18 protein-coding genes are annotated in these 20,853 nt (G+C 74.5%); 7 read left to right on the top strand and 11 right to left on the bottom strand.

What is annotated here, in order from left to right; all coding sequences use genetic code 11:
- Positions 1-3: 3 nt before the first annotated feature.
- From CRP52_RS23975 to rsmH, 3 genes are all read right to left on the bottom strand, one after another.
- Entirely contained in the window at positions 4-2,061 is a 2,058-nt protein-coding gene (locus tag CRP52_RS23975) for a peptidoglycan D,D-transpeptidase FtsI family protein (protein ID WP_257032826.1), read from the bottom strand.
- A gap of 128 nt (positions 2,062-2,189) precedes the next feature.
- On the bottom strand, positions 2,190-2,696 hold the full coding sequence (locus CRP52_RS23970) for a septum formation initiator family protein (RefSeq protein WP_257032825.1): 507 nt from the start codon (positions 2,694-2,696) through the stop codon (positions 2,190-2,192).
- 156 nt (positions 2,697-2,852) lie between these two features.
- The gene (rsmH, locus tag CRP52_RS23965) at positions 2,853-3,827 is read right to left on the bottom strand and encodes a 16S rRNA (cytosine(1402)-N(4))-methyltransferase RsmH (protein WP_097238270.1); all 975 of its coding nucleotides are present in this window, start codon (positions 3,825-3,827) and stop codon (positions 2,853-2,855) included.
- Between the two features lie 539 nt (positions 3,828-4,366).
- Between rsmH and CRP52_RS23960 the strand changes: the two genes are divergently transcribed.
- The 4 genes from CRP52_RS23960 (at position 4,367) to CRP52_RS23945 (ending at position 9,937) form a co-directional block, all read left to right on the top strand.
- Entirely contained in the window at positions 4,367-4,909 is a 543-nt protein-coding gene (locus CRP52_RS23960) for a beta-class carbonic anhydrase (RefSeq protein ID WP_097238269.1), read from the top strand.
- A gap of 231 nt (positions 4,910-5,140) precedes the next feature.
- Positions 5,141-6,187 carry an AAA family ATPase gene (locus tag CRP52_RS23955; RefSeq protein WP_179852903.1) on the top strand — a complete coding sequence of 349 codons (1,047 nt, stop codon included), beginning with the start codon at positions 5,141-5,143 and terminating at the stop codon, positions 6,185-6,187.
- A 1-nt stretch (position 6,188) separates the two neighbouring features.
- Positions 6,189-7,511, top strand: a complete 1,323-nt coding sequence (locus CRP52_RS23950; RefSeq protein ID WP_257032824.1) for a DUF58 domain-containing protein — start codon at positions 6,189-6,191, stop codon at positions 7,509-7,511.
- On the top strand, positions 7,508-9,937 hold the full coding sequence (locus CRP52_RS23945) for a transglutaminase family protein (protein WP_097238268.1): 2,430 nt from the start codon (positions 7,508-7,510) through the stop codon (positions 9,935-9,937). The genes CRP52_RS23950 and CRP52_RS23945 overlap by 4 nt, the downstream gene beginning before the upstream one ends.
- A gap of 126 nt (positions 9,938-10,063) precedes the next feature.
- Here CRP52_RS23945 and CRP52_RS23940 read toward each other — a convergent pair whose 3' ends face one another.
- The 3 genes from CRP52_RS23940 to CRP52_RS23930 form a co-directional block, all read right to left on the bottom strand.
- Positions 10,064-10,453 carry a DUF3040 domain-containing protein gene (locus CRP52_RS23940; RefSeq protein WP_097238267.1) on the bottom strand — a complete coding sequence of 130 codons (390 nt, stop codon included), beginning with the start codon at positions 10,451-10,453 and terminating at the stop codon, positions 10,064-10,066.
- Between the two features lie 446 nt (positions 10,454-10,899).
- A complete protein-coding gene (locus CRP52_RS23935; RefSeq protein WP_097238266.1) occupies positions 10,900-11,652 on the bottom strand; it encodes a methyltransferase domain-containing protein in 753 nt (250 codons plus the stop codon).
- A gap of 67 nt (positions 11,653-11,719) precedes the next feature.
- Positions 11,720-12,301: an SAV_6107 family HEPN domain-containing protein gene (locus CRP52_RS23930; protein ID WP_179852902.1), complete on the bottom strand. Its 582-nt coding sequence runs from the start codon at positions 12,299-12,301 to the stop codon at positions 11,720-11,722.
- A gap of 533 nt (positions 12,302-12,834) precedes the next feature.
- Between CRP52_RS23930 and CRP52_RS23925 the strand changes: the two genes are divergently transcribed.
- Both CRP52_RS23925 and CRP52_RS23920 read left to right on the top strand, forming a co-directional pair.
- Positions 12,835-13,449, top strand: coding sequence for a DUF4126 domain-containing protein (locus tag CRP52_RS23925; protein WP_097238265.1), 615 nt, complete (start codon positions 12,835-12,837; stop codon positions 13,447-13,449).
- 11 nt (positions 13,450-13,460) lie between these two features.
- Positions 13,461-14,954, top strand: coding sequence for a phytoene desaturase family protein (locus CRP52_RS23920; RefSeq protein WP_097238264.1), 1,494 nt, complete (start codon positions 13,461-13,463; stop codon positions 14,952-14,954).
- 132 nt (positions 14,955-15,086) lie between these two features.
- Here CRP52_RS23920 and CRP52_RS23915 read toward each other — a convergent pair whose 3' ends face one another.
- Together CRP52_RS23915 and metF are read right to left on the bottom strand one after the other, a co-directional pair.
- Positions 15,087-15,962, bottom strand: coding sequence for a hypothetical protein (locus CRP52_RS23915; RefSeq protein WP_097238263.1), 876 nt, complete (start codon positions 15,960-15,962; stop codon positions 15,087-15,089).
- Positions 15,963-16,297: 335 nt separating this feature from the next.
- Complete coding sequence (metF, locus tag CRP52_RS23910; protein WP_097238262.1) at positions 16,298-17,212, bottom strand: methylenetetrahydrofolate reductase [NAD(P)H]; 915 nt, start codon at positions 17,210-17,212, stop codon at positions 16,298-16,300.
- A 195-nt stretch (positions 17,213-17,407) separates the two neighbouring features.
- Here metF and CRP52_RS23905 point away from each other — a divergent pair, with 195 nt between their 5' ends.
- The gene (locus CRP52_RS23905; protein WP_257032823.1) at positions 17,408-18,523 is read left to right on the top strand and encodes a polyprenyl synthetase family protein; all 1,116 of its coding nucleotides are present in this window, start codon (positions 17,408-17,410) and stop codon (positions 18,521-18,523) included.
- A 39-nt stretch (positions 18,524-18,562) separates the two neighbouring features.
- Here the strand turns inward: CRP52_RS23905 and thiE are convergent, their stop codons facing one another.
- Genes thiE through CRP52_RS23890 form a run of 3 tightly spaced genes read right to left on the bottom strand, consistent with a single transcriptional unit; the run spans position 18,563 to position 20,823 of the window.
- Complete coding sequence (gene thiE / locus CRP52_RS23900) at positions 18,563-19,210, bottom strand: thiamine phosphate synthase (RefSeq protein ID WP_097238261.1); 648 nt, start codon at positions 19,208-19,210, stop codon at positions 18,563-18,565.
- On the bottom strand, positions 19,207-19,572 hold the full coding sequence (locus CRP52_RS23895; RefSeq protein WP_097238260.1) for an Rv2175c family DNA-binding protein: 366 nt from the start codon (positions 19,570-19,572) through the stop codon (positions 19,207-19,209). The genes thiE and CRP52_RS23895 overlap by 4 nt, the downstream gene beginning before the upstream one ends.
- Positions 19,573-19,614: 42 nt before the next feature.
- The gene (locus CRP52_RS23890; protein ID WP_097238259.1) at positions 19,615-20,823 is read right to left on the bottom strand and encodes an NAD(P)/FAD-dependent oxidoreductase; all 1,209 of its coding nucleotides are present in this window, start codon (positions 20,821-20,823) and stop codon (positions 19,615-19,617) included.
- Between the last annotated feature and the right edge of the window lie 30 nt (positions 20,824-20,853).

Below are 20,853 nucleotides of genomic sequence, written 5' to 3'. Positions count from 1 at the left end.
CGCTCACGGCTTCCACTCGACGGGCAGGTTGGGCGCCTGGCTGCCACTCGGCGGGACCTGCAGGGTCTTCAGGGTGAACTCCATCACCTGCTTGAACACCGGCCCGCACAGCTGGCCGCCGAAGTGGCCGTTGACCGGCCCCTGGAGGGTGCAGGAGACGGTCACCCGGGGGGCGTCGGCGGGGGCGAAGCCGATGAAGGAGGCGGTGTAGCCGTCGTAGCCCTTGCCGTCGGCGGCCCCCCGGTTGGCGGTGCCGGTCTTCCCGGCGACCCGGTAGCCGGGGATGGCGGCCTTGCCGCCGGTGCCCTGCTCGTCGTCGACGACCGACTCCAGCATCGACGTGAGGGTCTTGGCGGTCTCCGGGCTGACCACCCGGGTCTGCTCGCCCGCCGCCGTCGGGCTGTACTTGCCGTCCGGGCCGGTGACGCCCTGGACGATGCTCGGCGCCACCCGCACCCCGCCGTTGGCGATGGTGGAGTAGACCGAGGTGGCCTGGAGGGCGTTCATCTGCAGCGGGCCCTGGCCGAAGGAGATGTTGTACTTCTCCGAGGCGACCAGGTCCTCCGGCTTCTTGAGCATCCCCGCGGTCTCCCCGGGGAAGTTCAGGCCGGTCGGCTGGGCGACGCCGAACTTGCGCATGTAGCCGTCCAGCACCTTGTTCGCCTGCAGCTGGTTGCCGTCGCCGAGGGTCTCGACCGCCTCGATGGTGCCGATGTTGGAGGACTTGGCCAGCACCCCGGCCAGGGTCAGGTACCAGTCGCCGTGCTCGACGTCGTCCTTGAACTGCTGCCCGGCGCGCACCAGCCGGTTCGGCACGGTGACCTTGGTGTCCCAGTTGGCCTTGCCGGAGTCCAGCACGGCGGCCAGGCTCATCAGCTTGGCGGTGCTGCCCGGTTCGTACGCGTCGACCAGGGCCGGGTTGCCCAGCTGGGCCTGCTTGGACAGGCTCAGGTCGTTCGGGTTGAAGCCGGGCGCGGTGGCCATCGCGAGGACCTGGCCGGTCTTCACGTCCTGGACCACGACGTAGCCCTTCTCCGCGCCGGAGTTGGCCACCTGGTCGGTGATCGCCCGCTGGGCGGCCCACTGGATGTCCCGGTTGATGGTCAGCTTGACGTCGCTGCCGGGCACGGCCGGGTCCATCGAGCCGCCGGCGGTGGGCACCAGCCGCCCGCCCGCCTGGGCGTAGCTGCTGTGCCCGTCCTTGCCGGCCAGCTGCTGCTGGTACTGCAGTTCGAGCCCGCCGGCGCCCGCGCCCTCGCCGTTGACGAAGCCGACCAGGTTGGCGGCCAGCCCGTCGGCGGGGTAGACGCGCTTCTGGGTCTCCCGGTTGAACACCCCGGCCAGCGGGTTGGCGCACTCGTTGTCCACCCGGGTGCGCCCGCCCTGGTCGGCGGGCTTGCCCAGCAGCTTCTTCTGCAGCTGGCAGGCCCGCGAGCCGGCCTGCTTCTCCAGGCTCGACTTGAGGTCGCTGATCTGGTTCTTGGCGGCCGGGGTCTGCTGGGCGGCGAGCCGCTTGTAGCGGGTCTTGGGGGTGTGCAGGTCGGCGGCGATCTTCTCCTTGGACAGCCCGAGGATCGGCGACAGCAGCGCGGCCGCCTGCTCCGGCGCGTCCGGGATGCCGGTCGCCTCCGGGGTGAACATCGCCGGGTCGGCCGTGATGTCGTACGCGTCGACGGTGGCGGCCAGCGCCACGCCGTCCGCGGACGTTATCGAGCCGCGCTCGGCGGTGATCGGGATGTTCAGGTAGCGGTTGGTGTTGGCGTCGGCGGCCAGCGCATCGGAGTCCACCAGCTGGAGCTGGACCAGGCGGCCCGCGAAGACCGAGAACACCAGCGACATCGCCACGGTGATCACCCGCAGGCGGCGCTTGGGCTCGGCCAGCTTGAGCGCCTTGGGGCGCAGCGCCGGCCGGGTCCTCGGGAGCGGCCGCACCGCCGCCTGGCTGCGGGCCGCCGGACGCTCCTCGGAGCGGCGCGGCTGCGGCGCCCGCGGGGTACGGGCGGCGGCGGTCCTGGCGGGCTGCGCCTTGGCCGACTGGCTGCGGGCGGGCTGTCCCTTCACGGGCTGTCCCTTGCCGGACTGGGCGCGCGGCGCGGCGCCCCGGGGTGCCGGTCGGCGGCCGCTGCCCGAGCCCGAACCGGAGCCCCCGGCGGGCTGACGAGGCGTGCCCTTTCGCTCGTTCCACTCGCTCACCGACCCGCACCCCCATTCGACTGGGCCGGCGAGGCCGGGTTGAGCTGGATCACCGAGTCGCCGGCCGAGGCCGCCGCCGTCGGCGTGGTCTGCGGAGCGGCCGGCGGGGCCGGTGCCGGCGGTGCGCCCTGCGGAGCCGGCGACTGCCCGGCGCCCGGCTGAGGAGCGCCGGGAACGGTCTTCGTCGGCCAGGGCTCGGCCGTCGAACGCTTGACGGGCGGGCTGTCCTGCGCCGGCCCCGGGGTGCCGATCACCTTGCCGCCGTTCGGCACGTCCAGGAAGGCCATCCCGCCGGCCGGGACCATGCCCAGCTCGGCGGCGCGCTTGGCCAGCGCGTCCGGCGCCGAGCTCTGGTCGATCTCGTGCTGGAGGCTCTGCTGCTCGTCGGTCGCCTTGGTGGTCTGCTTCTGCAGCCGGGACAGTTCGAAGGAGCCCTCGTTGAGCGCCGTGTTCAGTGCCAGCAGCCCGAACAGCCCCGCCGCGAGCAGCGCCACGATGAGCACCGCGAACGGCGTGCGCCCCCGGACCGGGCGCTTCCCCGGCCGGACCGTGATGCGTGCCCTGCCCTGTCCGGGGAGTCCTCCCCGCCCCGCCCGGACCTCACCGGCCACCGGCCCCACCGCTTTCCTCCGCCCTTCGGACCCCGCCGGGCCGGTTCGTCAGCCCCGCTTGCTTCGGTCCCTGATCCTCTCCGCCACCCGCAGCCGTACGGGCGCGGCGCGCCGGTTCTCCTCGATCTCCTCCTCGGTGGCCAGCTCGGCACCGCGGGTGATCAGTTTGAGCCAGGGCTGGTGCTCCTCCGGGATGAACGGCAGCCCCGGTGGGGCCGTGTTGGTCGCCCCGGCGGCGAAGTACTGCTTCACCAGGCGGTCCTCCAGCGACTGGTACGACATCACGACCATCCGACCGCCGATCGTGAGGACGTCCAAGGCCCCGGGGATCGCCCGGTCCAGGACCTCCAGCTCGCCGTTGACCTCGATCCGCAGCGCCTGGAACGTCCGCTTGGCCGGGTTCCCGCCGGTGCGACGGGTCGCCGCCGGAATCGCGTTGCGCACCAACTCGACCAGACGCGCGCTCGTGGTGAACGGTTCCTTCGCCCGCTCCCGCACGATCACCGAGGCGATCTTCCCGGCGAACCGCTCCTCGCCGTAGAACTTGAGGATCCGGGCGAGCTCGCCGTGGCTGTAGGTGTTCAGCACCTCGGCCGCGCTGATCCCACGGGTCTGGTCCATCCGCATGTCCAGCGGCGCGTCCTGGGCGTACGCGAAGCCGCGGTCCGCCTCGTCCAGCTGCATCGAGGAGACGCCGAGGTCGAACAGGACGCCGTCCACCCGGTCGATGCCCAGGCGCTCCAGCACCTCGGGGATCTCGTCGTACACGGCGTGCACCAGGGTGGCCCGGTCGCCGAACGGGGCCAGCCGCTCGCCGGACAGCTTCAGCGCCTGCGGGTCGCGGTCCACCGCGATCAGCCGGACCTCGGGGAACTGGGTGAGCAGCGCCTCGCTGTGCCCGCCGAGGCCGAGGGTGGCGTCCACCACCACGGCACCGGGGCGCGAGATCGCCGGGGCCAGTGCGTCCATGCACCGCTGCAGCATCACCGGGACGTGCTTGGGGCCCGGTTCGTTGGTGGTCATGCGCGGCGGCGCCCTTCCTCGGTGCGGAGCAGCCCGACGTCCGGGAGCTGCGACCATTCTCGCCCACCGCCCCCCGGCACGACGAAGCGGCCCGTGGTCCCCGCCCGCTCAAGGGGAAGATCGTGACCGCCCGGCGCCGGGGAAGGTGCGCCAGGTGGCACGGAGCGGGTGGAGGCCACGGACCGCGTCGACCGGGCCGCACCGGCCGGGAACGCCCGGTTGACGGGCTCCGGCGGGTGTGCTCCACTGCGCCGCAAACTCTATCGCGCGGGTCTCGCCAGTCAATGGTCCGCTCCGGCGCACCACCCGGGCGGCGGTACGGATCATCGCAGGTCGCGGCCGTTGGGGCGGCCCCGCGGCGGTCCGATCCGGGGGCCCACGGAGACCGCCGCGCGCCCCCCGCCCCGCGAGCGCGTACGACCCACCTCGGGAGCAGCCCGGACAAACCCTCCCGTTGTGGCTATGTGCTCGATCACAGCGGCTCGTTCTGTAGCTCTCCGCCCCACCGCGGACGCCCGAATCGCACTAACGTCGCCGCCATGACAGTGACTCCCGACCGGCCCACGCCGACCGCCGCTGCCGACTCCGCCCGCCCCACCATCATCGACCGCTTCGTCTCGGCCAACCGCGAGTACGCGGTGACCTTCCAGGACGGCGGCATGGACGCCCGTCCGGTGCAGAAGATCGCCGTGGTGGCCTGCATGGACGCCCGTCTCGACCTGTTCGCGGCGCTCGGCCTCGAACTCGGCGACGCGCACGTCATCCGCAACGCCGGCGGCGTCGTCACCGACGACACCATCCGGTCCCTGACCATCAGCCAGCGCGCCCTCGGCACCCGCTCGATCGCGCTCATCCACCACACCGGCTGCGGCCTGCTCGGGCTCACCGAGGACTTCCGCCGCGAGCTGGAGCTGGAGGTGGGCCAGCGCCCGCAGTGGGCGGTGGAGGCTTTCGTCGACCTGGACGGCGACGTCCGCCAGTCCATGCAGCGCGTCCGCACCTCCCCCTTCCTGCTGCACACCGACGACGTCCGCGGCTTCGTCTTCGACGTCCACACCGGCCTGCTGCGCGAGATCGCGTAGCCCCGGCCCTCCCCCACCATTCGGCGGCGGCCGAATGGTGACTTCCGGCCGCCGCGCGGGGGAGAATGCGCCTGCCGGTCGGACCCCGAACCACCTGGGGCGGCCGGGCCGCAGGCCGCCTCCCCCGCGCCGGATCCTCCTTCGGAACCGGCCCCGGGACGGCCGCGTCAAGCATGGGTGGGGTCCGGCCTCGGGACGGGGCGGGCACAGGGTGCCAGGGAGCGTAAACGGGTGACGAGCTACAACGATCAGGCCGGTCTCGGTGGTCCTGCGGGGGGCGAGCGGAGGACGGACGGGTACCGGCCGATCGGACTGCCCGAGCTCGCGGCGGTCGTGGAACGCGTTCGCGCCAACGTCGAGAGCGTGATCGAGGGCAAGCCGGAGGCCGTCCGGATCGCCCTGACCGTCCTGCTCGCCGAGGGCCACCTGCTGCTGGAGGACGTGCCCGGCGTCGGCAAGACCATGCTGGCCAAGGCGCTGGCCAGGTCCGTCGACTGCACCGTGCGCCGCATCCAGTTCACGCCCGACCTGCTGCCCTCGGACGTCACCGGCACCAACATCTACGACCAGCAGCGGCACGACTTCGAGTTCCGCCCGGGCGCGATCTTCGCCCAGATCGTGGTCGGCGACGAGATCAACCGCGCCTCGCCCAAGACCCAGTCCGCGCTGCTGGAGTCCATGGAGGAGCGCCAGGTCACCATCGACGGCACCAGCTACGAGCTGCCCTCGCCGTTCATGGTCGTGGCCACCCAGAACCCGGTCGAGATGGAGGGCACCTACCCCCTGCCCGAGGCCCAGCGCGACCGCTTCATGGCCCGGATCTCGATCGGCTACCCCAGCCCCGAGGCCGAGCTGGCGATGCTGGACGTGCACGCCGGCGCCAGCCCGCTGGAGGACCTGCAGCCCGTCGCGCACGCCGCCGACATCCTCAAGCTGATCGACCTGGTCCGCACCGTGCACATCGCCGACCCGGTCCGCCGCTACGCCGTCGACCTGGTCGGCGCGACCCGCACCAGCCACGAGCTGCGCCTGGGCGCCTCGCCGCGCGCCACCCTGCACCTGGTCCGGGCCGCCCGCGCCGCCGCCGCGCTGGACGGGCGCGACTACGTCACTCCGGACGACGTCCAGCGCCTCGCCGTCCCGGTCCTCGCGCACCGGCTGATGCCGACCGCCGAGACCCAGCTCAGCCGCCGCACCTCCGAGCAGATCGTGACCGACCTGGTCGCCCGGCTGCCGCTGCCGCGCCCGCAGGGCGGCCCGGCCGTCCGGAGGGTCTGAGGTGGCCCAGTCCGACTCGGCCTCGGGGCTGCGGGCCGGGTTCCGCGGCCTCACCACCCGGGGCCGTTCCTTCCTCGCCGCCGGGCTGACCGCGGTGGCCTGCGCCTACCTGCTCGGCCAGGACGCGCTGCTGCGCGTCGGCGTGCTGCTCGCCGCGCTGCCGCTGGTCGCCGTCGTGGTGGTCGCCAACACCCGCTACCGGGTGGCCAGCGGCCGCCGGCTCAGCCCGCGCCGGGCGGTCGCCGGCCAGGAGGCCCGGGTTCACCTGCGGCTCGACAACGTCTCCCGGGTGCCCACCGGGCTGCTCCTCCTGGAGGACAAGGTCCCGTACGTGCTCGGGCCGCGGCCGCGCTTCGTGCTGGACCGGGTCGAACCGCGCGGCTACCGCGAGGTGTCCTACCGGGTCCGCTCCGACCTGCGCGGCCGCTACCCGCTCGGCCCGCTGCAGCTGCGGCTGTCCGACCCGTTCGGGATGTGCGAGGTGACCCGCTCCTTCACCGCCTCCGACGTCCTCACCGTCGTCCCCCAGATCCAGGCGCTGCCGCACGTCCGGCTCAGCGGCGAGTGGCTCGGCCAGGGCGAGAACCGCAGCCGCGCCCTGGCGCTGGCCGGCGACGACGACGTGATCCTGCGCGAGTACCGGCCGGGCGACGACCTGCGCCGGGTGCACTGGCGCTCCACCGCCAAGTACGGCGAGCTGATGGTGCGCCGCGAGGAGCAGCCGCAGCGGGCCCGGGCCACCGTCCTGCTGGACACCCGGGAGATCGGCCACCGCGGCAGCGGCCCCGCCTCCTCCTTCGAGTGGGCGGTCAGCTGCACCGCCTCCGTCGCCGCGCACCTGCTGGAGCGCGGCTACCAGGTCCAGCTGCTCACCGACACCGGCCAGTCGGTGCCCGGCCCCGGCGCGGGCGGCAACAACAGCGCCGCCGACACCTCCGGGCTGATCCTGGACGCCCTCGCGGTCGCCGACCTCTCCGACGGCGGCACGCTCTCCCGCGCCGAGGAGCCGCTGCGCACCGGCGGCGAGGGCCTGCTGGTCGCCGTGCTCGGCGAGCTGGACGACACCCAGGCCGCCCGGCTGGGCCGGCTGCGCAGCCGCACCGGCGGCGCGATCGCCTTCTTGCTGGACAGCGGCACCTGGGCCGGCCTGCGGATGCTCGCCCCGGACACCGGCGGCGACGAGTTCCGGGCCCGGGTCCGGAAGCTGCGCGAGGCGGGCTGGACGGTGATCCCGGTGCGCGCCGGCGACTCCCTGCCGACCCTGTGGCGGGCCGCCGAGGGCGCCAAGACGACCGCCCCCAACCGAGAAGAGGCCGGCGCGTGACCACCCGGGCCAAACTGACCGTCTACTCGGCGCTGGCCACCGCCCTCGCCTCGCTCTGCCTGCTGCCGCTGCTGACCACCCGCAGCTGGCTGACCCACGCCGTCCTGGTGATCGCCGTGCTCGCCGCGGTCGGCGCGGGCCTGCGCCGCTCCCCGCTGTACCGCTGGACGGTGCCGGTCGGGCAGCTGCTGGTGCTGCTCCTGCTGATGCTGCTCGGCTTCGCCGGCGCCGGCGGGATCCTGCCCGGCCCGGCCACGATGCGGGTCCTGGACCAGGTCTTCGCCTCCGGCCTGGACGACATCCAGCAGTACGCGATCCCCGCGCCGCCCACCCCCGGCCTGCGGCTGATCCTGGTCTCCGCGGTCGGCCTGATCGCCGTCGCGGTGGACACCGTCGCGGTGACCTACCGCCGCGCGGCCCTGGCCGGGCTGCCGCTGCTGGCGCTCTACTCGATCGGCAACGGCCTCGCCGGGGACCACGGCAGCTGGGTCTGGTTCGCCGTCGCCGCGGCCGGCTACCTGCTGCTGCTGTTCGTCGAGGGCCAGGACCGGGTCTCCCGCTGGGGCCGGATCTTCCGCGGCGGCGCGCGCGGCATGGTGAACGCGGAGACGGTCAACCCGGGCGGCCGGCAGGTCGGCATCCTGGCCCTGGCCGTGGCGATGGTGCTTCCCGCGGTCCTGCCGCAGTGGGGCGGCGGGCTGCTGCATTCGGGCCCCGCCGGCTCGGGCGGCACCGGCGGCGGGAGCGTGGCGACCAGCCTCGACCCGCTGGTCAGCCTGGAGGCCGCGATCACCAAGCCCACCGACGCCGAGCTGCTCAGCTACACCCTGGACAGCACGCTGGCCGACCAGACCTACCTGCGGACCGGCTCGCTGGACCAGTTCGACGGCACCAACTGGAGGCTCGCCAGCACCACCGTCAACGACCTCCCGGCCACGCTGCCCCTCCCCGAGGGCCTGCACGACGCCAACGTCCCCCGGATCGAGGGCGACTTCCAGGTCAGCGACCGGCTGGAGAACAGCTGGCTGCCGATGCCCTACCCGGCGGCCTCCGTCCAGGTCCCCAACCGGGGCGACTGGCGGCTCGACCCGCTGACCCGCACCGTCCTGCCGGCCAACGACAAGGCGATCCGCGGCCTGCGCTACCACGTCAGCGCCCTGGACCTGCGGCCCACCGCCAACGAGCTGCGCCAGGCCCCCTCGGCGCCGTCGAGCATCCGGGAGCACTACACCGCCGTCCCCTCCGACCTGCCCTCGGTGGTCTCCGAGCAGGCCAGGAAGGTCACCTCCGGCGCACAGAACGACTACGACCGGGCGATGGCCCTGGTCAACTGGTTCACCGGCCCGGACTTCAAGTACGACACCAGCGTCTCGGCCGGCACCGGCAGCAACGCGATCGCGGTCTTCCTGCGCGACCGCCGCGGCTTCTGCGTGCACTTCGCCTCCACCATGGCGGCGATGGCCCGGTCGCTGAAGATCCCGGCCCGGGTCGCCGTCGGCTTCACCCCCGGCGACAACAAGGGCGGCAACGTGTACTCGGTCACCGGCCGGATGTACCACGCCTGGCCCGAGCTGTACTTCAGCGGCTACGGCTGGCTGCGCTTCGAGCCGACCCCCAGCCGCGGCACCCCGACCCGCTACACCGAGACGTCCAGCGCCCCGACCACCGCGCCGACCCAGCAGGCGACCGCCGCCCCGCAGACCGCCTCGGCCGCCCCGGCGCCGTCCGCGAGCTCGGACTGCACCGCCAAGCAGCGCCAGCTGGGCGACTGCGGCCCCAAGAGCAAGGCCGCCGCCCAGGCCGGCGAGGAGTCCTGGCTGCTCTCCGGGCAGGTGCTCGGCACCCTCGCCGCAGTGCTCGCGGTACTCGCGCTGCTGCTCCTCCCGATGCTCTGGCGCACGGCCGTACGCCGTCGCCGGCTGGGCCGGAGCGGGCGGCGCCGGCCCGGCGGGGACGGCCCGACGGAGCTGACCGACGCCCAGGTGCTGGCCGCCTGGGACGAGCTGGTCGACTCCGCCTGGGACCTCGGAATTCCCCCGGACGAGTCACGCACCCCGCGCTCGGCCGCCCGACGGATCACCGAGAAGGCGGCCCTGGACGCGGACTCGGCGGCCGCCGCCGGCCGAGTGGCGCTGGCCACCGAACGGGTGCTCTACGCCCCGCCCGGGCAGCCGACCACGGCGCTGTTGGCCGCCGACGTCCAGACCGCCCGGCGCGGCCTGCAGGCGCACGCCGGCCGGGCCGGGCGGACCAGGGCGCTGCTGCTGCCGCCGTCCTCGGCGCAGCTGTGGTGGCGGATCTCCGACGCCGTACGGACGGCCAGGACGGCCGTCGCCACCGGCGCGGGCCGGGCCGGCGAGGCGGTGTCCGCGCCGGTGCGGCGGGTCTTCACCCGGCGCCCCAAGCCGGACGCCCCGGAGTCCTGACCGGGGCCGGACGCACCGACGCCGGGGGCGGGCAGTCGATCGACTACCCGCCCCCGGCGTCCGCGTTCTGGAGTCCTGCGTTCGACGATCCGGGCCCCGGATTCCGGCTTCCGGAGCGGCCGCGGCTCAGAAGCCGCCGGTCTGCTCGTCCCGTCGGCGCTGCCAGCGCTGTTCGACCCGGTCCATCATCCCGGCCTTGCGCCGCGCGGCGGCGGTCTGGCGGGCCCCGGAGCCCTGGCCCGCGGGCCCGCGGCGCCAGCCGGTCACGGCGAACACCGCGCACCCGAGCATCACCAGGAAGCCCACGACGCTGACCCAGATCTGGTCCGGAACGACCATGCCGCCCATCAACAGGCCGATCCCCACCACGAAGCCGGCGACGGCCAGGTAGACCCGACGACGGGTGTGGGTGCGCAGCCCGGTTCCCTCAAGCGCCGACGCGAATTTGGGATCTTCGGCATACAGCGCTCGCTCCATCTGGTCGAGCAGTCGCTGCTCGTGCTCCGAGAGCGGCACGGAGTCCTCCTACTCGTCGGTCGCGGGTGCGACCGGTCCGCCCACCCCGGTCGGGGAGGCAAGTCCAATCAGCCATGGGGCACACGGTCGGACGCCTGTGCGGGGGACCCGGCCCGTGTCGTCCATATGCCCCACGCGTCCGGCTGTCATGCTTTCCGGCTTTACCCAGATCATACGGTCCGTGGGCCCGTTACGGGGTGGTCTGCGCCGCGTGGGACGGGCCACTTCCGGCGGGTACGGCCGCACCGGTGTCAACGCGCCACGCCCCGGACAAGTGCCCGATCCGATGGAATCGGTCGAGACCTGGGGACCTTCACGTCCGGTGATCGGGATCCGGCCGCGGAACCCCTCGCCCGTACGGAACGCGAACCGCCGCCGTACGGCGGGCGAGCCGTACGGCGGCGGGAGGTTTCGCGAAGGCCTCGCGAAGGTGTCCGGCAGACGGTTCAGGCCAGGGTGGCCAGGAGGTGCAGCTGGGTCGCCACGGCGTGGAAGTCGGGCTGCGCGGCGGCTGCCTCCTCCAGCTTCAGCAGCGCCTCCAGAGCGCCCGGCTCGGTGTCCACCAGGACGCCGGGGACCAGATCGGCGAAGACCCGGATGCCGTGCACCGACTCCACCCGCAGGCCCGCGGCCTCGGCCAGCCGGCCCAGCTCCTCGCCGGTGAAGCGGCGCGGCATCGGGTCCTGCTCGCCCCAGCGGCCGTCGGCGGCGGAGAGCACCGTCCGGGCCTCGTTGAAGTGGCCGGCCAGGGCGCGGGCCAGCACGGCGCCGTTGCGGTTGGCGGCCAGCAGGCTGACCAGGCCGCCCTTGCGCAGGGTGGCGGCCAGGCTGCCGAGCGACTCGGCCGGGTCGTCCACGACCTCCAGCACGCCGTGGCAGAGCACCGCGTCCACGCTGCCCGGGGCGACCAGCTCGGGCAGGGTCTGGGTGTCGCCCTGGACGGCCCGCACCAGCTCCGTCACCCCGGCCTCGGCGGCCCGGCGCTCCAGGGCGAACAGGGCGTCCGGGCTGGGGTCGACCACGGTGACGCGGTGGCCGAGCTTGGCCACCGGCACGGCGAAGTTGCCGGTGCCGCCGCCGGTGTCGACCACGTCGAGCACCGGCTGGTCCAGCTCGGCGGCCCGCTTCTCCAGGGCTGCCCGCACCACCTCCCACACCACGGCGGTACGCAGGGCGCTGCGGGGACGCGTCGGGTACAAGGTGGGGCTCCTCGGCACGTGCGGATCGATCAGGATGCCCCCACCTTAAGCCTGACGGCCCCGGGCCTTAAGCCTGACGGCCTTGAACCCGACGGCCGGCGGGCGGCACGTCGCCGTCCAACGGCAGTCGCGGGGCCGGCGGGGCCACCCGCAGGCCCAGCAGTCGCTCGACCAGGCGCAGGAACAGGGCGGAGTTGCGGATCAGGTCGTCGGCGTCGCGAGCCGAGGCAGCGCCCCTGATCCCGGCCTCGGCGGCGGCCCGGCGGCGCGCCCCGGCGCCGTAGTAGAGCGCCCACTCGGCCAGCTCCGGGGCGACCTCGGGCAGCACCTCCCAGGCGCTGCGGATGGCCTTGCGCCGGCGTGGGCTCTTCTCCGGGCGGCCGCGCGCCGCCAGGACGGCCGCCACCGTGCGCAGCGCGGCCAGGTGCGCGGTCGCGTAGCGCTCCAGCGGGTCCTCCAGGGCGCGGGCCCGGACGAGGGTGCGGTGCGCGTCGGCGAGCAGGTCGAGCGCGGCCGGCGGCGCGGCGACCCGGCGCAGCACGGGGTGGACGTCCGCTCCGGCGGGGCGGCCACCGGACGGCCCCGGGGTGTGCGGCAGGGCAGCGGAGTGGAGGCGGGCGGTGACGGGCTCAGGATGGCTGATGGTCATGGTCTCCCCCGTTCCGAGGCAGCGCGCGGACCGGGTGGTCCGTGCCCCTCCATCGTGAACGGCACCACTGACAATCGGCCGGGCCGGCCGCTCCGCCGGGCAGGGCCGCCCGGGAAAGCAAACCGGCGGCGGGCGCGGGCCCTCCCCCGGACCGCGCCGCCGCCGTGTGCCGTCGCTCCGCCGTTCCCCCCGTGGGCGGCGGTGGCGAACCTCCCCCGTGGCTGGTCTCCCCCCGGCCCGCTCCGCCGCCCCGTGTCGGCGGTGCGGGGACCGTGACCAGCCCCGTCGCGAATCCTTCACGGATCCGCCGCCCGGGTGGGCCGGCGCCCGACGCGCCGCCCTCCCGGGTGCCACTACTCTCCCGTCTCCGCAGGTCGCAGGCCATCCGCTGACGTACTCAACCGTGCACCTGAGTATCCGTACTCAGTCCCCGGGCCCGGAACCGGGACGGGTGCGCCCGACGTCCCCGGCTGCCGGTACGGTACGGCGGGGCCGGGCGGAACCGGCCCGGTTCTGCGAGGAAGGGGGAGGCCATGACGATCCTGCCGCTGATCTTCACCAGCGGACTGGCCAGCGGCATCAACGCGTACGCGGTGGTGCTGCTGCTCGGCCTGTTGGGCAGGTTCGCCGACGCGCAGTCGGTGCCGCACGCGCTGGAGCGCACGGACGTGCTGGTCGCGGCCGCCGTGCTGTTCGCGCTGGAGACGGTGGCCGACAAGATCCCGTACGTGGACAGCGTCTGGGACGTGGTGCACACCGTGATCCGGCCGATCGCCGGCGCCACCGTCGGCGTGCTGATCGCGAGCAACGACCCCGGCTCGCTCAGCGAGGTCGCGGCCGGGGCGATGGGCGGCACCACCGCGCTGGTCAGCCACCTGGTGAAGGCCTCGCTGCGGATGGCCGTCAACACCTCTCCCGAGCCCGCCAGCAACATCGTGGTCAGCATGGCGGAGGACCTCTCGGTGGCTGGCCTGGTCACCCTGGCGATCTTCCACCCCTGGCTGGCCGCCTCGATCGCCGCCGTGGTCCTGGCCGTGGGCCTGCTGCTGGTCTGGCTGGCGATCAGCAGGATCCGCGCCTTCCGCGCCCGCCGCCGCGAACGCAGGGCCGCCCGGGCTGCGGGAACGCCCTCCCTGCAGCGGTCCTAGGATCAGTGGTCATGGCACGGATCGTCATCATCGGCGCAGGAATGAGCGGGCTCGCGGCGGCCTCCCGGCTGGCGACCCTCGGCCACCGGGTGACGGTCTGCGAGGCGGGCGGCACGTACGGGGGGATGGTCGGCCGGTACGAGCGGGACGGGTTCGCCTTCGACACCGGGCCCGGGCTGCTCGCCCTCCCGGCCGTCTACCGCGACCTCGCGCTGAAGACCGGCAAGGAGCCGCTGGAACAGCTGGTCGAGCTGGCCCCGGTCGAGCCGGAGAGCCGGCACCTCTTCCCCGACGGGACGGTCGTCACCCTGCCCAACGCCTCCCGCGGTGGCGTCGGCCGGGCCCTGGACACGGCCTTCGGCGCCGGCTCCGGCGCCCGCTGGAGCGAGGTGATGAACCACGGCCGGACGGTCTGGGAGGCCACCCGCCGCCCGCTGCTGGAGGAACCGCTCCCGGCCGACCGGGCGTTCCTGGGCACCGACCCGTACCCCGTCCCTCCGCGCACCGGCCTGGCCCGGCTGCGCCGCCCCGCGCCGTGGACCCTGCGGGACGTGGCGGCGCGCCGACTGGACGGCCACCCCGGGCTGACCGCCCTGCTGTTCGAGCCCGCCGTCCGGTACGGCTTCCTGCCCGGCCGGGCCCCCGCCGGGGCCACCGTGCTGCCGTACATGGAGCAGTCCTTCGGCGTCTGGTACGTCCGGGGCGGCCTGCGCGCCCTGGCCGAGGCCGTGTACCGGCGCTGCGAGCTTCGCAAGGTCGACTTCCGCTTCGACACGCCCGTCACCCGGGTGGTCGTCGAGGACGGGTGGGCCTGCGGCGTGCAGACGGCGGACGGCCGGATCGACGCCGACCTGGTGATCTCGGCGATGGACGCCGACGCGCTGTTCCGCAGCGGGCTGGCCGAGTGGCCGGGCAGGCCGGCCGCCACGTGGCAGCCGTCCGGGGCGCCCGGCCGGTTCACCGTGCTGCTCGCCCTGCGCGGCCCCCGGCCCGAGGGCGCCGCGCACCGCACGGTGGTGCACGCGGCCGACCTCGCCGCCGAGGAGCGCGCCCTGGCCCTCGACGCCCCGCTCTGCGAGCGCCCCACCGTGCAGGTGCTGCGCCCGGACGACCCGGCGCTGCGCCCCGACGGCGCCCACGAGAGCGTGGTGCTGACCGCGACCGTGCCCGCCCAGGGCGGGGTCGACTGGACCGCGCCCGGCGTCGCCGACCGCTACGCCGACCGGCTGCTCGACCACGTCGACGCGGCCGGGCTCGGCCTGCGCGAGCGGGTGCTGTGGCGGGTCGTGCGCACCCCGGAGGACACCCGCCGGGAGACCGGCGCCCTCGGCGGCTCGGTCGCGCTGCCGGTCCTCGCCGGAGCCGACGGCGCCTGGCTGAAGACCGCCAACGAGTCGCCCGTCCCCGGCCTCTACCTCATCGGCGGCACCGCCCACCCGGGCGGCGGGCTCGCCCGGGTCGGGATGTCGGCCTGCATCGCGGCCGACCTGGTCGGCCCGGCGTAGCCCCCGCCCGGGCCGGCCTCTACCTCATCGGCGGCACCGCCCATCCGGGCGGCGGGCTCGCCCGGGTCGGGATGTCGGCCTGCATCGCGGCCGACCTGGTCGGCCCGGCGTAGCCCCCGCCCGGGCAGGGCCCTACTGCTGCCAGGTGTTCTGCTGCTGGTAGCCGTAGTTCTGGTCGTACGCCGGCTGCTGCGGGACGCCCTGGGCCTGCGGGTCGGGCTGCGGCTGCCACTGCTGGTGCTGGTGCTGGTGCTCGTGCTGCTGGGGGTTCGGATCCCAGGCCGCCTGCTGGTGCAGCTGCTCCTGCTGGTAGCCCGCGTACTGGTCCTGCTGCTGGTAGTTGCCGTACGGGTCCGGCTGCTGCGGGCTCTGCTGCTGCGGGTAGGCGCCGTAGGACTGGTCGTAGCCGTAGGCGGTCTGCTGCTGGGTCTGCCACTGCTGCTGGTCGTAGCCGCCCTGGTAGGCGCCGCCGTACGGGTCCTGGACCTGCTGCTGGTGCGGCTGCGGCTGCTCGTAGTACGAGGACGCGTAGACGCCGTCCTGGGCGAGCTCCTGCATCTCGAAGGCCGCCGTCTGCTCGACCTCCGGCAGCTCCTCGGGCTCCGACTGAGCGGCGGCCGGGGGCTCCTCGACGGCGCTGACCTCGCCGACCCGCTCCTCGGCGACCACGACGGCCGCCGCCGCGCCACCGCCGGTCAGGGCGCCGAGCAGCGGCACCTTGGCGAGCGGACCGGGCAGGCTGCCGTCGGCGTTCCGCAGGGACCAGCCGTTCCGGTAGCCGCGCTTGACCGAGAGGGTGACGAAGGTCTGCCCGACGGCGAACAGTGCCGCGCCGGCTCCGATCACCACGACCGACCCGAGGCTCATCCCGGCGGCCACGCCCAGGAAGCCCACCAGGGCCAGGACGCGCCAGTGCAGCGGCGCCCGGTTCTGCAGCAGCACCTCGGCGACCAGCCAGAGCGCCACCACCGCCAACGCGGCGTACAGCAGCAGGTATCCGATGCCCATCCGCCCGCTACCTCCAGTCGCGTGCCCGCGCGTCCGCGCCGCGCGTGTCCGGCGACTGTACCGGTTCAACGGCCGGGGTACCGCATCGCGTTCCCGCCGCGCCCGGCACCGGCCGCACACGACCGAGCCCGCCACCGACGCGACGGTGACGGGCTCGTGAACAGCGGGGTCTAGGGCCTGTCCGGCGGATCTTGTCGGATCAGCGCGCGGCGTCGGGCGCCCGTCTGGGCGTGCGCCCGAATCGCCCTCGTACTGGGTGTACTTGGACGATTCGGGCGTGCGTCCAGGCGGGATGATCCGGCGTCGTGCGCCCGGCAAGATCCGCCGGACAGGCCCTAACGCTGGTGCAGGCCCAGGTTCTGGTAGATCTCCAGCGTCGCCGTGGAGTGGTTCAGCGTGATGAAGTGCAGGCCGGGCGCGCCCTCGGCGAGGAGGCGTTCGGCCATCGCCGTGGCGTGCTCCATGCCGACGGCCCGCAGCGCCGCCGGGTCGTCGATGGCCGCCCGCAGGCGGGCCTCCAGGTCGGCGGGGAAGGGCGCGCCGCTGAGCTGCGGGAAGCGCTCCAGCTGCTTGGCGTTGGTCACCGGCATGATCTCCGGGATGATCGGCGCCTCGCAGCCGGCGGCCGTCACCCGGTCGCGCAGCCGCAGGTAGTCGTCCACCTCGAAGAACATCTGGGTGATCGCGTAGTCGGCCCCGGAGCGGATCTTCGCGACGAAGTGCCGGATGTCCTCGTCCCAGTCGGTCGACCGCGGGTGCATGTTCGGCGAGGCCGCGACGCCCACGCAGAAGTCGCCGATGCCCTTGATCAGCTCCACCAGCTCGTAGGCGTAGGTGACGCCCTCGGGGTGCGTGACCCACTCGCCCATCGGGTCACCGGGCGGGTCGCCCCGGACCGCGAGGACGTTCCGCACGCCCTGGTCGGCGTACTGGCCGATGATGTTGCGCAGCTCCGCGATCGAGTGGTCCACGGCGGTCAGGTGGGCGACCGGGGTCAGCGTGGTCTCGGTCGCGATCCGGCCGACCATGTTGACGGTGCGCTCGCGCGAGGAGCCGCCGGCGCCGTACGTCATGCAGACGAAGTTGGGGTCGAGCGGTTCGAGTCGGCGGATGGCGTCCCAGAGCTTCTGCTCGCCCACCTCGCTGCGCGGCGGCATGAACTCGAAGGAGAAGGAGCGCTTGCCGGCCGCCAGGAGGTCGCGGACCGTCAGTGCGCGATCCGTTCTCGTGGAAGCGATACCGAGTGCCATGCTGGCAGGCTATCCGGCCTGCGAGGAGGGCGGACAACCGTATTCCACGGATTGAGACAACTGGCGGACGGCATTCCGCTTCTGCCTGCGCGCCCACCGGCCACTCCCGGGGCCGCTCCCCGGGCCGCTCGCACGCCCGTTCCCAGCTGCCCCGCTAGGCTGGCTGCACCCCCAGAGAACCAGCGGAGCCCCATCGTGACCTCGTCCAGCACCCGGCCGGCCAACCCCATTGACGTGGAGGACGTCCGGACACGCGTCAACGCCGCGCTCGCCGCGTTCATGGACGGCCAGTCCGCGATGCTCGGCACGATCTCGCCCCAGCTGGTGCCGGCCTCCGACGCGCTGCGCGACTTCCTGCTGGACGGCGGCAAGCGGCTGCGCCCGGCCTTCTGCTACTGGGGCTGGCGCGGCGCCGGCGGCCCGGCCGAGGGGGCGGGCGGCGAGGGGATCGCCAACGCGGCCGCCGCCCTGGAACTGCTCCAGGCGAGTGCCCTGGTGCACGACGACCTGATGGACCGCAGCGACACCCGCCGCGGCCTGCCCTCGATCCACCGCCGCTTCGAGGCGCTGCACCGCGACAGCGGCTGGCGCGGCGACCGCGAGCAGTACGGCGCCTCGGCCGCCGTCCTGCTCGGCGACCTGCTGCTGATCTGGTGCGACGAGCTGTTCCTGCGCTCGGGCCTGGAGCCGGCCGCGGTGCTGGCCGCCAAGCCGGTGTTCGACCTGATGCGCACCGAGGTCATGCTCGGCCAGTACCTGGACGTGCTGGAGCCGGTGGCCGGCGACTCGACCGACGAGGGCGCGCTGGACCGGGCGCAGACGGTGCTGCACTACAAGTCCGCGAAGTACACGATCGAGCGGCCGCTGCAGGTCGGCGCGCTGCTGGCGGGCGCCGGGCCGGAGCTGGTCGAGGCCTTCGGGGCGTTCGGGCTCCCGCTGGGCGAGGCCTTCCAGCTGCGGGACGACCTGCTCGGCGTCTTCGGGGACCCGGCCGTCACCGGCAAGCCGGCCGGCGACGACCTGCGCGAGGGCAAGCGCACCCTGCTGGTCGCGCACGCGATGCGGGGCCTGTCGGCCGCCGACGCCCGGCACCTGGACGAGCGGCTCGGCGCGCCGGACCTGGCGGCCGAGGAGGTCGCCGGGCTGCGCGAGCTGGTCGCCCGCAGCGGTGCGCCCGAGCTGGTGGAGCACCGGATCGAGGAGCTGATGCGGCAGTCGCTGGCCGCGCTGGAGGCGGCGCCGCTGGTGGACGAGCGGGCCCGCCTGGTGCTGCTGGCGCTGGCCGAGGCCGCCACCGTCCGCAAGTACTGAAGCCTGCGGACGGCGGAGGCCCGGACACACCCGGGGGGCTCAGCTAGCGCGCACCCGCCGGGACAGCTCCGCGGCGGCCGCCCGCGGGTCCTCCGCGGCGGTGATGGCCCGGACCACGACGATCCGGCGGGCACCGGCGGCCAGCACCTCGTCCAGGTTGCCGAGGTCGATCCCGCCGATGGCGAACCACGGCCGGTCGGTGGCCTGCTTCGCCGCGTACGAGACCAGGCCGAGGCCCGGCGCCGGGCGGCCCGGCTTGGTCGGGGTCGGCCAGACCGGGCCGGTGCAGAAGTAGTCCACGCCGGGCTCGGCGACCGCCGCGTCCACCTCGGACTCGGCGTGGCAGGAGCGGCCGATCAGGACGTCCTCGCCCAGGATCGCCCGGGCGGCCGGCACCGGCAGGTCGTCCTGGCCGAGGTGCAGCACGTCCGGCCGGGCCGCGTGGGCGACGTCGGCGCGGTCGTTGACGGCCAGCAGCTTGCCGTGGCGGCGGCAGGCGTCGGCGAAGACCTCCAGGGCCTCCAGTTCCTGCTTGGCCTCCAGGCCCTTGTCGCGCAGCTGGACGATGTCCACGCCGCCCGCCAGCGCCGCGTCCAGGAACTCGGCGAGGTCGCCCTGCTCCCGGCGGGCGTCGGTGCACAGGTAGAGCCGGGCGTCGGCCAGCCGCTCGCGCCGCGGGGTCGTCACAGCGCCATCGCCTGGGCGCGGCGCTTGACCTCGGTGGCGCGGTTCTCCCACAGCGCCTGGATCGGGGTGCCGGGCAGCGACGGGTCCTCGGTGAACATCCACTCGATGATCTCGTCGTCGCGGAACCCGCTGTCGCGCAGCACGGTCAGCAGCCCGATCAGGTGCTTGACCGGGCCGTCCTCGTCGATGAACGCCGCCGGGACCTGAAGGGACTTGTTGGGACCGCGGCGGACCGCGATCAGGTCACCCTTCTTGACCATGTTGCGGACCTCGGTGACCACCACACCCCACCGCTCGGAGATGTCGGGCAGGTACAGCCACGCCGGGACCAGGGATTCAATCTTGCTTTCGATCTCGCTCACGCCACCAGACTGCCACCTCCGCAGCCCGCCGCGCACCAGGCACTACCCCGCGACGGCCGACTTCAGCGGCACCGCCGGGTCCGCCGCGCGGGCCGGGTCCAGTGCCGCCCCGCGCTCGATCAGCTTCCGCCCCTGGGTGAGGTCGCGCGGCCGGTCCACGGTCAGCAGCGCGCTCGGCACCCCGTCGCGCAGCCAGAGCACCGCCCAGGAGGCGTCCTGCGGGCTGCCGCGCCACAGCAGCTCGTCGCTCTCGGCGTGCCGGCCGGCGTACTGGACCATCCGCCCGAACTGCTCCGACCAGAAGTACGGCACCGGGTCGTACGGCGGCGCCTCCGCGCCGAGCACGGCGGCGGCCACCGCCTCGCCGGACTGCAGCGCGTGGTCCCAGTGCTGGACGGCCAGTCGGGCACCGGCCCGGGCCGAGGGGTAGCTGACGCAGTCGCCGGCCGCGAAGACGCCGGGCAGGCCGGTGCGCAGCCGCTCGTCCACCACGACGGCACCGGCCTCGTCCAGTTCGACGCCGGAGCCGGCCAGCCAGCCGGTCGCGGGCCGGGCCCCGACGCCGACCACCACCTCGTCGGCGGGCAGGTGAGAACCGTCCGCCAGCAGCACCGCGCCGGGCTCGACGGCGGCCACCCCGACCCCGCAGCGCAGGTCGACACCGGCCTCGGCGTACCAGGCGGCCATCGCCGAGCCGATGGCGGTCGGCAGCGCGCCGGGCAGCGGCGCCGGGCCCGCCTCGACCACGGTCACCGCACAGCCCGCCTGGCGGGCGGCGGTGGACACCTCGGCGCCGATCCAGCCCGCGCCGACCAGCACCAGCCGCAGGCCGGGGCGCAGCAACGCGCGCAGCGCCAGGGCGTCGTCCAGGGTGTGCAGCAGGTGCGCGCGCTCGGCGCCGGGCAGGGCGCGCGGGACGGCGCCGGTGGCGATCACCAGCGAGCCGTACGGCAGGTCGCCGCCGTCGGTGTGCAGTACGCCGGGGGTGAGGCCGGTGGCGCGGCGGCCGGTGAGCACCTCGATGCCGAGGTTCGGGTAGTCGATGTCCAGGGTGGTGCTGTCGCTCTTGCCGAGCAGCACGTCCTTGGAGAGCGGCGGCCGGTCGTACGGCGCGTGCGGCTCCTCGCCGACCAGGACGATCCGCCCCCGCCAGCCCCCCTGCCGCAGCTTCAGGACGCACTGCGCCCCGGCCAGCCCGGCCCCGACGACGACCACCTGATCCGTTCCGCTCAGCTCTGCCACGCCCGTCACTGTACCCAGCACCCCACCACCGCCCCAGGG

Origin of the sequence: Streptomyces sp. 1331.2, from assembly GCF_900199205.1 — a bacterium.
Classification (GTDB): domain Bacteria; phylum Actinomycetota; class Actinomycetes; order Streptomycetales; family Streptomycetaceae; genus Kitasatospora.
This window is presented reverse-complemented; position numbering and strand designations above follow the sequence as displayed.

Excerpts from the sequence above, each read along its gene's own strand:
- CRP52_RS23960 (WP_097238269.1), top strand. The coding sequence starts at position 4,367 with ATGACAGTGACTCCCGACCGGCCCACGCCGACCGCCGCTGCCGACTCC.
- rsmH (WP_097238270.1), bottom strand. The coding sequence starts at position 3,827 with ATGACCACCAACGAACCGGGCCCCAAGCACGTCCCGGTGATGCTGCAG.
- CRP52_RS23930 (WP_179852902.1), bottom strand. The coding sequence starts at position 12,301 with ATGACCATCAGCCATCCTGAGCCCGTCACCGCCCGCCTCCACTCCGCT.
- metF (WP_097238262.1), bottom strand. The coding sequence starts at position 17,212 with ATGGCACTCGGTATCGCTTCCACGAGAACGGATCGCGCACTGACGGTC.
- CRP52_RS23925 (WP_097238265.1), top strand. The coding sequence starts at position 12,835 with ATGACGATCCTGCCGCTGATCTTCACCAGCGGACTGGCCAGCGGCATC.
- CRP52_RS23915 (WP_097238263.1), bottom strand. The coding sequence starts at position 15,962 with ATGGGCATCGGATACCTGCTGCTGTACGCCGCGTTGGCGGTGGTGGCG.
- CRP52_RS23920 (WP_097238264.1), top strand. The coding sequence starts at position 13,461 with ATGGCACGGATCGTCATCATCGGCGCAGGAATGAGCGGGCTCGCGGCG.